General features: G+C 60.7%; 9 protein-coding genes. 3 read left to right on the forward strand and 6 right to left on the reverse strand.

All coding sequences use genetic code 11. The annotated features are described in order from the left end of the window. The 4 genes from ACIREA_RS13630 to ACIREA_RS13645 all read right to left on the reverse strand — a co-directional run. A partial coding sequence (locus ACIREA_RS13630) for a histidine kinase (protein WP_397382826.1) occupies positions 1-1,649 on the reverse strand: 1,649 nt, incomplete at its 3' end. Between the two features lie 60 nt (positions 1,650-1,709). Beyond that, a complete protein-coding gene (locus ACIREA_RS13635; protein ID WP_397382827.1) occupies positions 1,710-3,008 on the reverse strand; it encodes a DUF1552 domain-containing protein in 1,299 nt (432 codons plus the stop codon). Positions 3,009-3,300: 292 nt separating this feature from the next. Further along, positions 3,301-5,817 (reverse strand): DUF1592 domain-containing protein, encoded by a 2,517-nt coding sequence (locus ACIREA_RS13640; RefSeq protein ID WP_397382828.1) that lies wholly within the window; start codon positions 5,815-5,817, stop codon positions 3,301-3,303. Between the two features lie 815 nt (positions 5,818-6,632). Beyond that, positions 6,633-8,018 (reverse strand): alkaline phosphatase family protein, encoded by a 1,386-nt coding sequence (locus ACIREA_RS13645; protein ID WP_397382829.1) that lies wholly within the window; start codon positions 8,016-8,018, stop codon positions 6,633-6,635. A gap of 46 nt (positions 8,019-8,064) precedes the next feature. On the opposite strand from ACIREA_RS13645, the gene ACIREA_RS13650 reads away from it, so the two are divergent. Both ACIREA_RS13650 and ACIREA_RS13655 read left to right on the forward strand, forming a co-directional pair. Then, the gene (locus ACIREA_RS13650) at positions 8,065-8,856 is read left to right on the forward strand and encodes a glycerophosphodiester phosphodiesterase (protein WP_397382830.1); all 792 of its coding nucleotides are present in this window, start codon (positions 8,065-8,067) and stop codon (positions 8,854-8,856) included. A 428-nt stretch (positions 8,857-9,284) separates the two neighbouring features. Further along, positions 9,285-11,195: an ABC-F family ATP-binding cassette domain-containing protein gene (locus tag ACIREA_RS13655; RefSeq protein ID WP_397382831.1), complete on the forward strand. Its 1,911-nt coding sequence runs from the start codon at positions 9,285-9,287 to the stop codon at positions 11,193-11,195. Positions 11,196-11,388: 193 nt separating this feature from the next. Here ACIREA_RS13655 and ACIREA_RS13660 read toward each other — a convergent pair whose 3' ends face one another. Further along, positions 11,389-12,030: a DUF1080 domain-containing protein gene (locus ACIREA_RS13660; protein ID WP_397382832.1), complete on the reverse strand. Its 642-nt coding sequence runs from the start codon at positions 12,028-12,030 to the stop codon at positions 11,389-11,391. A 212-nt stretch (positions 12,031-12,242) separates the two neighbouring features. Between ACIREA_RS13660 and ACIREA_RS13665 the strand changes: the two genes are divergently transcribed. Further along, complete coding sequence (locus tag ACIREA_RS13665; RefSeq protein WP_397382833.1) at positions 12,243-12,602, forward strand: hypothetical protein; 360 nt, start codon at positions 12,243-12,245, stop codon at positions 12,600-12,602. Here the strand turns inward: ACIREA_RS13665 and ACIREA_RS13670 are convergent. Beyond that, the coding region (locus ACIREA_RS13670; protein WP_397382834.1) for a WD40 repeat domain-containing protein at positions 12,537-13,344 on the reverse strand (808 nt) is incomplete at its 5' end. The two genes, ACIREA_RS13665 and ACIREA_RS13670, sit on opposite strands and share 66 nt — an antisense overlap.

A 13,344-nucleotide genomic window follows, 5' to 3' on the forward strand; every position in this document is an offset into this window, starting at 1 on the left:
TGCGAGGCTTCGCGGAGGAGGAGGAAGACCTGACGATGGAATTCGAGCGAGGCGGTCGCGGAATTGCATTCTGTTGCCTCAAGATGCCAATCGATGTCCCTCAGCAAGGCAGCGGCACTTTGGCGCATGGCTTCGACGAGGCTGGTCAGAGGCGGTGCATCGCCCTCGCGAACGAGCCAGATGATGCCGCGCATGGACTCGGCGGCTTCACCTGCGAGGCGGTGGATTTCTTCGAGGGAATCGGATGCGGAACCATCGCGCAAGGCCAGTTCGGACATGAGGCGGATGCTGCCGAGGTGGCTGCCTATTTCGTCGTGGAGATCCCGCGAGATGCGGTGGCGGAGGGATTCCATCTCGCAGCGGCGGGAACGGCGCGAACGCAGCACCACAAGCCAGGCGATGACGATGGCGAGGCCAAACACTGCGATTGCGAGCCATGATGCGCGGCTGTGTGCAATGGAAAGCGCTGTGGTGCGCTGAATTTCCAAGGCGGCGAGTTCATCGGTGATCTGGCGGCGTTGGGAGAGATCTGCTAGCCAGGAGGCTTCATTGAGAAGAACGCCGGAACTGCTGCGGCCGTCGGTCAGGCCTGCGCGGCTCCAGGAGGGGGTGATGGTGTCGTCGGAGCTTGAGATGACGGCCTCACGGGCGATGTTTTTTCCGGCGTCGAAGGCCTGCAGTTCTGCAAGCGCATACACAAAGTCGCCACTGCGTTCCCAGAGTTGCGTGGCGGTGCAACGGATGGTCTGGGCGTGGAGGCCAGGGGTTGGGAAGGCCACGGGGGTGTCGCCGGGGTTGCTGAAGTCTGCGGTGGTGCTGTCGAAGATCGTCTTGCCATCTGCTTCTACTCTGAAGCGGCGGGGGAAACCGAACCCGAAGCGTTCGGGGTAGTCGCGGGGGTGGGCGGGGATGAGGCGGATTTCCTGAATGTCGCGTGGTGTGCCTAGATCGGCCTGCACCCATTTGGTGGCATCGGCGGTGCTGGAGATGCTGCTGTGCCAGCCGTTGCCGTTTATTTCATCAGGATGCACTGGGAGACCCAGTGCGTAAGCGCCATCGACGAGATGACGGGGGGACCAGGTGGGGAGAGTTTCGACGGAATTGGGGGCCAGCACCTGGGCGTGGAGGGCCACGTTGCGGCCTTGGCTGAAGACTAGAAGTTCACCGAGACAGAAGATGAAGCGCTTGGTTTGGTGGGGTTGGGCGGCGAGTTTGGTGGCGGTGAAGCGGATGTGTTGCGCTCTGATGCCTTTTTTTGCCACGTGCCATGGGGCAAGGGATGGAAGGGCATCGGCGGACGTTTGATCCAAAAGTGTGTCGGATTCCGCAAAAAGAGGGTCGTTGGAGGCATCGATGCGGAAGCGGCGGGGGAAGCCGTAGGCTTCGGCCACGCCGAGCATGGCGGGGATGACGACGACCTCATCCAATGAGTATTCGGCTCCGAGATCGATCTGGACCCAGCGGACGGAATCGGCGTGGGGGGCGAGGCCGCTGTGGAATCCGGCGTGCTCTTGAGGCTGGGGTGCGGGAAGAGCGGGAAGCTTTGCCAGACTCGCATGCAGTTCATGCTGGCGGTGATCCAGGCTGGAAAGCTGTGGATTCAACCACGTCCATGAGGTGGACGCAAAGATGAGCAGGGCTGGTTTCAAAGGGGGAACCATTCCTGACAATGGGACGAGTGCAACCCACGCGAAGGCGGGACATGGCTGTTAGGTCAAGCCTGTGAGTGTGCCGGTGCTGGAGCCGAATTTGTCGGACTCGACGCCGAGGCGTTGGAGGAGGGCGACGAAGAGGTTGCTGAGGGGGAGGTTGTTGTCGCGTTTGAAGGCGAGGTGCTGGCCGTGTTTGAAGCCGCCGCCGGCGAGGAGGATGGGGAGATTGTAATTGTCGTGGGTGTTGGCGTCGCCCATGTTGCTGCCGAAGAGGACCATGGTGCGGTCGAGGAGACGGGCTTCGTCTTCCTTTTTTGAGACGAGGGTTTGGATTAGTTTTTTGAAGAGGCGCATTTGTTCGCGATCGGCTTCGGCGAGCTGGCGCACTTTTTCTTCGGACTGGCCGTGATGGCTGAGGCCGTGGTAGCCTTCGGTGGTGTTGTCAGCGCCGGGGAGATGGAAGGCGGGGGTGGCGAAGGCATCGACCATCAACGTGACGATGCGGGTGGAGTCGGACTCGAAGGCGAGTTGCGCCATGGAGAGCATGAGATCCAACTTTTCGAAGATGAGTTTTTTGTCTTGGATGTCTTGGGGCTCGGGCTGGGTGGCGACGGGTTTGGGTTTGAGTTCCCATTCGCGGGCGGTGAGCAGGCGTTCTTCGACTTCGCGAACGGAGGTGAGGTATTGATCGAGGCGGGCGCGGTCGGTGCTGCCGAGGTCGCGGCTGAGGCGCTTGGTTTGATCCATGAGCGTGTCGAGGATGCTGCCGCGTTCATCGAGCTGCTGGAGTTGTTTTTTCACTGCGGCGGGATCGCCTTGGACGAACATGCGGCGGAAGAGGGCGGGGGCGCTGTCTTCTGCGGGGAGGAGGACGCCGTCGCGGGTCCAGGAGAGGCTGCGGTTGGCCTTGTCGATGTTGACACCGAGGTTCAGTGTTGGATAGCGGGTCTGCTGGCCGAGCTTTTCGGCGATGTATTGATCGAGGGAGATTTGATTGCGGAAGCCGCTCTTGGTGGGGCCGCGTGCGGCGGTGAGGAAGCAGTTCTCTGCGCTGTGGCCGCCGTTGACGTCAGGGTGGGATAGGCCGCTGAAGAGGGTGAACTCGTTGCGGACTTCGGCGAGCGACGCGAGGGTTGGAGAGAGTTCGTAGTCTCGTCCGGCATTTTTGGGGAAGAAGGGTTTCGGGAGGAAGCCGAGGTTGTTGGAGATGATGAGAAGGCGCTGGGGTGCTTTGACTTGTGCGGCGCGGCCGAACACCGGGCGGAGGCATTCCAACATTGGGAGTGCAAGTGTCACTCCGGCGCTGCGCAGGAAGCGGCGGCGGGAGAGGGATTTGGCGATGTGAGGGGCGTTCATGAGGCAATCGTATGGGGCAGTGAGTTAACGCGCGGGCAGATGCGTGGCGGGGCGATTTGCAGACGCTGCTGGTGACCGTCGGGTGTGGCGGAGTGATGGGTTTGCTTCCCGGATTGATGGTGCATAACCCAGGGTCGCCTCGCTTAGGCTCGGCTGACCCTGGGCTGTACTCCGCAGCCCCTTTGGGGCTGGTGTGATGCGGAGTGGAGTGGCGAAGGATGGTGTCGGCCAGACTCGGAGGTTCGTGAGGCAGTGAAGTTTCATCGTCTGATCATCTCATTGTCCGATTGTCTCACTCTTTTCCATCTACCTGTCCGAGGAAGATGCGGCTTTGGACGAGGGCGTGGAGGAGGTCGCGGATGGGGTAGTTGTTTTTGGCGCAGGTGGTGAGGAGGGATTCGATTTCGGGGCGGTCGGAGAAGCGGACGGGGGTGCCGGTGGCGTAGATGGTGAATTGATGGAGGAGGTTGCGGGCGAGCTGGCGGGGATCGGCGGCGATGAGGGTTTTGAGGTCGTTGATGTTATTGAAGGTGCGGCCGTCGAGGAGTTTGCCGGCGGAGTCCACGGGGGTGGCGACGGTGTAGCTGTAACTGTGTCCGGCGCGGTCGATGCCGCTGATCCGCTGGCCTTCTTCGAGGCCTCGATAGTGGGTGCGCCAGCCGCCGAGGATGTCGAAGTTTTCCAGGGCGAGGCCGACGGGATCGAAGCGGACGTGGCAGGCGGCGCAGGATTTGGATTTGGTGTGGAGGGCGAGGAGATCGCGGATGGTTTTGGCTCCGCGAATGTCGGGCTCCACGGCGGGCACGCTGGCGGGTGGTGGCGGAGGTGGCTGGCCGATGAGGCGCTCCATGACCCAGGCACCGCGCACGACGGGGGAGGTGGTGGTGCCGTTGGCGCTGACTTTCAAGACGGCTGCTTGAGTGAGCAGACCGCCGAGAGGGCTGTCCTTGGGCAAAGTGACTTTGCGCATGGCGGAGCCAGTGAGTGGTGGAAGCTGGTAGTGTTTGGCGAGGCGGTCGTTGGCGAAGACGAAATCTGTTTTTACCAGCACGCTGGCGGGCAGGTTGTCGCGGATCATCGCGGTGAAGAAGGTGCGGGTCTCGCGCTCCATGCTTTCGACGAGGTATTCGTCGAAGCGGTACTCGGGGAAGAGGCGGATGTCGGGATCGTCGCGGCGGACGTGGCGGAGATTGAGCCAGCAGTCGGTGAAGTTTTTGACGAAGCGGTCGAAGCCGGTGCTGGCGATGAGGCGTTCGGTTTCGGCGCGAAGGGTCTGGGGATCGCGCAGCTTTTTGTTTTGCGCGAGGTCCATGAGTTTTGTGTCAGGACGTGAGTTGGTGAGAAAATGGGAGAGGCGGGAGGCGATGGCGAAGTGGTCGCCGGCCTTCATGGGTTCGCGGACGTAAATGAAGTCGCCGGAGGCGAGGAAGGCTTTGTAACCGGCGAGCATGGCCTCAGCGAATGAGGCGTTTTTGGCGAGCTGGGCCTGGATGAGGGCATCGAACATCTGCAAGTCTACCTCGGGCACGGGTTCGCGGGCGGCGAGTTTGACGAAACGGCGCAGCAGGCGTTTTGCGTCTTGCTGTGGGTCTTTCGGTTTAACTTCCACTCCGAGATCATCAAAGAGGACGCGGTGAGATGGCGGGGGCCAGGTTTGGGATTCGATGGGGCCTTCGATTTCGAGCCACTGCACGGCGAGGCCGGGCTGACCGCCTTCGGGAAACGGTGGGTAGCGGTAGGTGGGGCCGGAGCCGTTGGGGTTCATGGCCAGCGGCATGGGCAGGCCGAGGAGGCTGTACTCAATGGCTTCGCCTTCACGGAGGCGGACGGTGGTTTCGTAAACGCGCTTCGTCGGCTGAATGTCGATGATGCCGCCAGCGTCGTGCACTTCGTTGATGATGTCGGCACCTGCGGGCTTGCGAGTGCGGAAGGTCATGGGCAGGGGTTGCGTGGCCGGGGTGATGACGAAGCCGGGCTGCTGGAGTACGGCGCGTGCGGAGAAGCGGACCTTGTAGTTGCCGGTGCGTTTGGCGGTGAAGTGCTTGGGGGTGCCGATGTAGGGCCAGCTGGCGGCGCGGAAGAGGGCCATCTCGATGGTTTCATCTTTGGCGCTGTCCTTTTCGGTGGGCTCGTCTTTGTCTTTGTCTTTTTTCCGATTGAACTCAATGGCCTTGTTGTCGCGGGTGAAGAACATGGCCTCGCGATTGCCGAAGGTGCCGGTGCCTGGGAAGAGATCGGTGCCTACGGCGCGATATTTTGTGACCGGTGGTGGGGCGGCCTCGGTGGTGATGGCAGTGTGCAGCGCGGCTTCTGCGGCGTCCAGATAGGCGACGAGTTGCACGCGGGACATGTCGAGCATGTCGGTGGTTTTGTTGAAGCGGTGGCCTTCGCGGTCTTCGGGGAGGATGTCGCGGATGTCGAGGTCGGGGAGTTGGAGAAGATCGCGCAGGTTTTGTTCGTATTCGTCGCGGTTGAGGCGGCGGAGGGGGCCGCGACCGTGGGCGAGGATGTCGGCGTGATCGGCTGTGGAGATGGATGCGGAGAGTGATTTGACGAGTGCAGCGCGCTCGGGTTTTGGGAGGTCTTCAGCCTTGGGAGGCATCTCGCCTTTTTCGACGCGGTCGTAGATGCGGATCCAGCGGTCGCGGGTGGCGGGATTGGTGAGGTCGAAAGGGAGCGCGGTGAGATCGAGGCTACCTTTGGTGTTGTCCTTGTCGTGGCATTCGAGGCAGCTTTGTTCAATCTGCGGCGGTGCGGTTTGCGCGTGGGCCAACGTCATGCTCGACACAAGCAGGATGAACCCGGGCATGCGGCAGAGGCGCATGAAGTCGGTTGGAGCTTGGTGAGGATGAAGATGGGACATTGGTGGTGGCATCTGAGGACTTTGAAAATTACAAGTCGAGGGTGCGGAATCTGTCAGGGGATGGCGGTGCTACGCGCACAAGGATGTATCTCAAATGCACCTGGCAGGATGGGGCGTTTGAGCGAATGGGAGCGTTTGTTTTTGGCAAAGGAATGGGGAGAGGGTTTGAATTGACTGAGGTGTGGTGGAGCGATGATAAGAATGTGCGCTGGTGCTTCGGCGGGGCGTGCGCCCAGAGCCGATGAAACATCGGCGCTCCCAGCCATGAAATTCCGAGGGAGGGAGAATGCTTCTCGCAGATCTTCGGCATGCGGCCCTGGGTGGGAATAACGTTGTAGGCCTGGTATGGTGGTTCTCTCTCGCCAAGGCTCGCTTCACCGCCGGCTGATTTCTCTGCTCCCTCCGGGAGCCCATGCATGACCTGATCTGCGTGATGTAGAATATATATGAATGATCTGTTTGGTTCGTCGGTCGCTCTATTGCGCGAGCTTTAATCACAGCGCCGATTTTGAAAATCCGCGGTTGAGCGCGGGGACACAAGGTTCCGATTGATCATTCCACCTTAGCTCATGTCATGAGCTTCCGCATTTGCTGTAGCAGAGCCAAGGTGTTTGCAACGCTTGCTCTTAAACTATACCCGTTGGACGCGAATGACCTGCTGCGGGTTCGGAGACCCGCGCTCCCAGGGTGCAGTGGCACGCCCAGGTGATGGAGGTGTTTCAAACACGGCCTCGAAGAGACCGGAGTCATCGCGTTGGGATTTATTTCTTATCGACGGAGATCAGGATTTCGTCGAGGACGCGGCCGTCGGGATTCGGGAGCTTGAGGCTCATGAGTTTGGCGATGGTGGGGGCGACGTCGAGGTTGGCCATGCGGTCGAGGACGATGCCTTTTTTGATGCCGCGACCGCTGGCGATGAAGATGCCGTCGAGTTCGGGGTCGCCGTTGAAGTAGCCGTGGGTGCCGGCGTAGTTGACGGAAGGGGTGACGGTGGCGTCTCCGCCGGCGTCGTTTTTGAAGGCGTAGCCGGGCTTGGCATAGAGGACGAGATCTCCCATGCCTGGATTTTCCTCGGGCATGGGCATGCCGAGGGTGTGGCCGTCTTTGCCTTCGATGACGCGGTCCACGCCTTCGGTCTTGGCGAACATTTCTTTGAGCTGCGGGAGGAGCTCTGCTTTGCGGGCGGGATTGGTGATGTAGACGAAGGCCATGCCGCCCTGGGTCATGGAGTAGGCGTCGCAGGTGTTGATGGTGGGGCCGAGGCCCTGGGCGAGTCCGGCTTTTTTCAGCTCGACGTTGGGGAGGATGATCTTGGTGACTTTCTTGAAGCCGTGATCGGTGGCGATGATGAAGGTGGTGCTGTCGCGCAGGCCGCTGTCTTCGACGGCTTTGACGAGATCGCCGACGAGGCGGTCGGCGTAAGCCAGAGCGGTGTGGCTGGCCATGGAGCCGGGGCCGTAGGTGTGATGGGTGGAGTCGGTGTTGAGGGTGTGATAGAGGAGGAGGTTGGGCTTGTGGGTCTTGAAGATGTGGATGGCGGCCTTGGTCCACATGTTGTCGAGGAAAGTGACGCTTTTGCGCTGGGGTCCAAGCTGCATCCAGGTGATGTCCCGGGGCTGGATCTCGCCGGCGGCGATCATTTCTTTTTCGACTTTGCCTTCGGCATCGGGGAGTTCGGCGAAGCTCCAGTCGATGGTCTTGGCTTTGGTGACGGCGACCCAGTCTGACTCGGCGGTGGTGAGGCCGGCATCGTGGGCGATGTCGTAGATGGTGGGGGCGAAGACGAGCCTGGTTTTGTCGGCCCACTGCTCGATCTTTGGCGGCTTGTTGTCGCCCTGGCGGACGAGGAGGCCGTTGAAGAGGACGCCGTGCTTGCGGGGCTCCACGCCAGTGACGAGGGTGGTGTGATTGATCCAGGTGATGGAGGGATTGCTGACCGTCATGGCCTTGGTGCTGGCACCTTCGGCCGCGAGCTTGCGCAGATTGGGGATCTGCAGGGATTCATCATTCCAGAGCCATGCGGGGAAGCCATCAAGGCTGATGAGGATGACGTGCTGGTCCTTGGGGTTGGTCGAAGGCGACTTGGAGCAGGACGTCAGTGTGCGAACAATGATGATGCTGAGGACAAGCAGGAAACAAAATTTCATTTGGGGCGAAGGGTTACGAGTGCTTGCGTCGTTTGCTTTCTCCCTCATGAAGTTCGCCGCACTTTTTCTCCTCACCGCCATGTCCGCCCACGCTGTTGAAATCGTCGCGCATCGGGGATTTTCCGCGCGTGCACCGGAGAACACGCTCGCGGCTTTTGAGCTTGGCTGGAAGAACCAGACGGATGCGTGCGAGCTGGATGTGTATCTGACGGCCGATGGCAAGACGGCGGTGATTCATGACAAGGACACGAAGCGCACGGCGGGTGTGAACCTGGACGTGGCGAAGTCCAAGCAGACGGATCTGACGGCGCTGGATGCGGGATCGTGGAAGGGCAAGGAGTGGGCGAAGGAGAAGATTCCGACGCTGGAGCAGGCGCTGGCGACGATGCCGAAGGGGAAGCAGCGCTTCTTCATTGAGGTGAAATGCGGGGCGGAGATTGTGCCGGAGCTGAAGCGGATTTTGGAGCCGATGAAGGAGCGTGCGGCGCAGCTGGCGATCATTGCGTTCAAGCGGGATGCGGCGGCGGAATCGAAGAAGGCGATGCCGTGGATTAAAGTGTATCGGCTGGCGTCTGGGAAGACGAAGGAGAAGAAGCCGACGGATCTGACGCAGCTCATCGCGGATACGACGGCGGACAAGCTGGACGGGCTGGATCTGGGCACGGCTGATTTTCCGTGGGATGAGGCGATGGTGAAGCAGATCCGGGATGCAGGCTTTGGGCTTTATGTGTGGACGGTGAACAAGCCGGCGGATGTGCTGCGGTTTGCGAAGCTGGGGGTGGATGGGATCACGACGGATGATCCGGTGATGGTGAGGGAGACGCTGGGGGAGAGGTGATTTCAAACCGCAGAGGATGGACGGACGAGGATGCGAAGAGGCAATGAACGCTGCTAGCATCCCTCCGGGATGCGGCCTTGAGAGAGTGAGTGGCGGGTTTGCTTTCCAGGGGTCTGCGACCCCTGGCTACCTTCTATGATCCCTTCGGGATCGAATGGGATGAAAGCGATCCTCTATGCCCCTGTGGGATCAACTGAGACGACAGCGGTCCTTTGGATCCCTGTGGATCAAATGGGACGATGGCGAACAACTATGCCTCTGTGGGTCAAATGAGATGAAATCGGTCCTCTGTGCCGCTGCGGATCAAATGGGACGATGGCGAACGTCCATGACCCTGCGGGATCAAATGGGGAGGCGGAATGTGGAGTGGATGAAGGTAATCTGTCGCAGGGGGAGGGAGACCGTGCTATCTGAGCCGCCCCCCACTCATGTCTCCTATTACTCCTGCTGTCGTTTCCGCCAAAGACCTGCGCCTTCAATTTGGGCTGCAACAGGTTTTCAATGATGCGACGATGAGCATTCATGAGGGTGAGAAGCTGGGGCTGGTGGGTCGTAATGGCTCCGGGAAGACGAGCCTGATGCGCATCCTGGTGGGGACGGAGAAGCCGGACAGCGGGACGATCTCGCGGAGGAATGGAATCATCGTGAGCCATCTGGCGCAGGAGTTTGTGCTGGATGATGAGTCGAGCGTGATCGACAATGTGCGCGCGGGTGCTTCGGCTCTGCTGGAAATGGTGGAGCGCTACGAGTCTGGCGACTACAAGGGGGATCAGGAGGATGATTTGCTGCATCACATCCAGCTGCATGACGGCTGGGGTGTGGAGACGCGGATCAGCACGGCGATGAATGAGCTGGGGCTGCCGGCGGCGGATCGCATTGTGAAAGGTTTATCAGGTGGAGAGAAGCGGCGTGTGGCGCTGGCGCGGGCGCTGGTATCGCAGCCGGATCTGCTGCTGCTGGACGAACCGACGAACCATCTCGACGCGGAGTCGATCGAGTGGCTGGAGATTTTCCTGCGGGACTTCACGGGTGCGGTGCTGTTTGTGACGCATGACCGGTATTTCCTGGACCGGGTGGCGACGCGGATCATCGAGATCGATGACAGCCGGATTTACAGTCATCCGGGGAACTACAGTGACTTTTTGGAGAGCAAGGCGGTGCGTGAATCGGTGGAGGCGAATTCGGAGCGGCGGCGGCAGAGCTTTCTGCGGCATGAGCTGGAGTTTGTGCGCGCGGGTGTGAGAGGCCGGGGCACGAAGCAGCGCTCACGACTGGATGAGTATGACCGTGTGGCGGCCATCGATGCGCCTGAGGCGGAGCTGGTGATGGATTTGATCATCCCGCCGGCGTCTGCGCTGGCTAACACGATCATCGATGCGGTGGAGATCGGCGCGCACATCAATGACCGGTGGTTGTTCAGCCATCTGAATCTGAGCTTTGAGGCGGGGACATGCACGGGGATCATCGGTCGCAATGGACTGGGCAAGACGACGCTGCTGCGGATGCTGATGGGGCAGCAGGCACCGAATGAGGGCAAGGTCACGATTGGCAAGCGCACGGTGTTTAACTACGTGGATCAGCAGCGACTGCTGCTGAACCCGGAGAACAGCGTGATGGAAGAAGTGGCGGGGCCGATGTCTGAGTTTGTGCAGTTTGGGCCGGAGAAGATGCATGTGCGCACTTACCTGCGGCGATTCCTTTTCACGGATGAGCGTGTGACGATGCGGGTGAAGGAGCTGAGCGGTGGCGAGCAGAGCCGTGTGCTGCTGGCGAAGATCCTGCGGCGCGGGGGCAACTTCTTAATTTTGGATGAGCCGACGAATGATCTGGATCTGCAGACGATGCGGGTGCTGGAGGAGGCGATTCTTTCCTTCAAGGGCTGCGTGCTGGTGGTGAGCCATGACCGGTACTTCCTGGACCGTGTGTGCGACCGAATGCTCGCTTTTGAAGGCGAGGGGCGCATTCATGAGTGCGCGGGGAACTACAGCTACTACCAGGAGAAACGGGCAGCGAAAGCTGCTGCGGAGCTGGCGCTGGTGAACGCGGCGGTGAAGAAGGAGAAGACGGTGGCTGCGGCCAGCAATGCGAATGCGCCGAAGGTGAAGAAGATGTCGCAGAAGGAGCAGCGGGAGCTTGCCGAGTGTGAGGCTGCGATCACGAGTCTGGAGAGCGAAATCGCGGCGATGGAGGGTGAGCTGAGCAACCCGGAGACGTTTGTGAAACTGGGGGCGGGGACGAATGACTTTATTGCGAAGCTCGATGCGAAGAAGCATGAGCTGGAGGGGAAGTTTTCGCGGTGGGCGGAGCTGGAAGAGGTAAGAGTGGCGTGTGCGGGGTGAGGTGGTGCTGAACGAAGCACGCCGAAAGTGTGCGAGAGCTGACGCAACCGCTGGACCGATGAACGCTTCTTGCATGCCTCCGGCATGCGGCCTTTAGCTGGGCGTGCTGTGTCCGAAACCGGGGGTGGCGCTCGTTCCGCGCTTACCCCCGGCTACCTTCTTTGATCCCTCCGGGATCTTGCTGAGGCAAGCCCTACTCCAGCACCTTGATTTTCAGATTGCGGTAGTAGACGGGGGCCTGGGCTTTGCCGTGGAGGCCTTGGAGGCCGATGGGGCCGGTACGGGCGTAGTCTTTGAGGGCTTTTTTGAACTTGTTGGGGGTGCCGTCGGGGTTTTTGCCGGCTTCGGACCATTTGTCGAGGTCGGCGTTGATGACTTCCTCACCGTTGAAGACGACGCTGACGAGGGGGCCTTTGCAGGTGATGGTGAAGTGATTCCACTCGCCGACGGGCTTGGCCATGCTCTTGCTGGGGGGCATGGCGTCATAAATGGCGGCGACCATGCCGTATTTGCTGCCGTCTGCGGAGTCGTGGACCTGGATTTCGAGGGCGGAGAGGACGTCTTTGATGTTGCCGGAGCGGAGGAAGATGCCGCTGTTGGATTCCTTTTCGACTTTGAAGTCGAGATCGAGGATGTAGTCGCCGTAGGAGTCTTTGGTCCAGAGGGTGTCGTGGTCTTTGGCGACGAGGATGCCGTCTTTGAGCTCCCATTTGCCGGGGGCGACGGTGTTGGAGAGGTCGGGGGCGATCAGGTCCTTCCAGCCGGTGGTGTCGGGGGGATCGACGGCCAGGGAGAGGGAGGCGGTGGCGAGAAGGGCTAGGAGGGCGTGTTTCATGGGTGGTGGCTGGTAACGTGGAGGGGAGGAGGAAGATTCCAAGTCGTGGATGGAAAGTTTGGCTTTGGGCTGCCCGACTACGGGGTCTGCCGCCTCGTTTAGGTGGATTCGGCGCGAAACTGTTCGGGGTGATGGATTTATAGGATTGCTTTTTTCTCCGGCTTGGCCAATTCTCCATAAAATAACCCGCCAGCACTCATACTATCCGTTCCATGAAATCCGCTCACTCCTTGGTCATCCTCTCGGTTCTTGCTGCTTTGTCTCTTACTTCCTGTGGTCATGACTGGAGCTGGGGCAGTGGTGGCTACAGGCGCATCGCCCCGGGAGGCACCTACTACGGCAGCAACTTTAATGGGGCTCCGAGCTTCGGCGGACACGGCGGTGGCTATGGCAATGGCTACAGCGTCTGGCCACAGCCGACGATCAACTACGGTGAGAACTTCGCGAATGAAGACGATCCGAACAATGTGGGCAACAGCTGGGACCACGGCGGCTATGCACTGCCATCAACGAGATTGATTCAAGCTCCCCAGCAGGCAGCGAACGACACCGTCCGCACCTCCGGCAAATAATCCCTTACCGTCAAAGGTGATGGTGGTCTGGAGCGGCAGGATGCCTCCAGAGGAAAAGGATTTCAATGAGCCGCCGCTGGCGTCCCACAGGCGTGCCTGATTATCGCGCCCGGCGCTGAGGAGTTCTCCTTTGGGGCCGAAGGTGAGGGCGAGGACGCCATTGGGGATCTTGCCATAAGTCCCCTGCGGGCGCTCTGGAGGGTGGGCATTGGTTTTGGTGATGGCGGGCCAGCCGTCTTTGGCGTCCCACCAGATAAGGAGGCCGTCTTCGCCGCCACTGGCGAGCATTTTGCTGTCGCTACGCCAGGCGAGGGCCCGAACGGAGGCTTTGTGCTCGGAAAGGGAGAGGAGGATGCCGCCGCCGGTGGGGTCCCAGAGATGGATGCCGCCGGCGCGATCTGAACTGGCCAGCTTTTTGCCGTCGGGGCTGAAGGCGAGAGCAGTGATCCAGTCGGTGTGCTTGGTGAGCTTGTGGCGGAGTTTGCCATCGGCTGTGCCGTAGATTTTGACGATCTTGCCGGAGCCGCCGAGGGCGACGAGCTGCTGATCGGGGCTGAGATCTGCGGCGAGGACGGCGTCGGTTTCATCGCCGATGGTGGTGAGGCGTTTGCCGGTCTTGACGTCAAAGAGGACGACGCTGCCGGATTGCACCGGTTTGCCACCGGCGACCATGAGGACGCGGCCATCGGCGCTGAAGCGGATGACGTTGGGCTGGCCTTCGGGAAAGGCGAGGACGCCGAGG

This window comes from Prosthecobacter sp. (assembly GCF_044373815.1).
Taxonomy (GTDB): domain Bacteria; phylum Verrucomicrobiota; class Verrucomicrobiia; order Verrucomicrobiales; family Verrucomicrobiaceae; genus Prosthecobacter.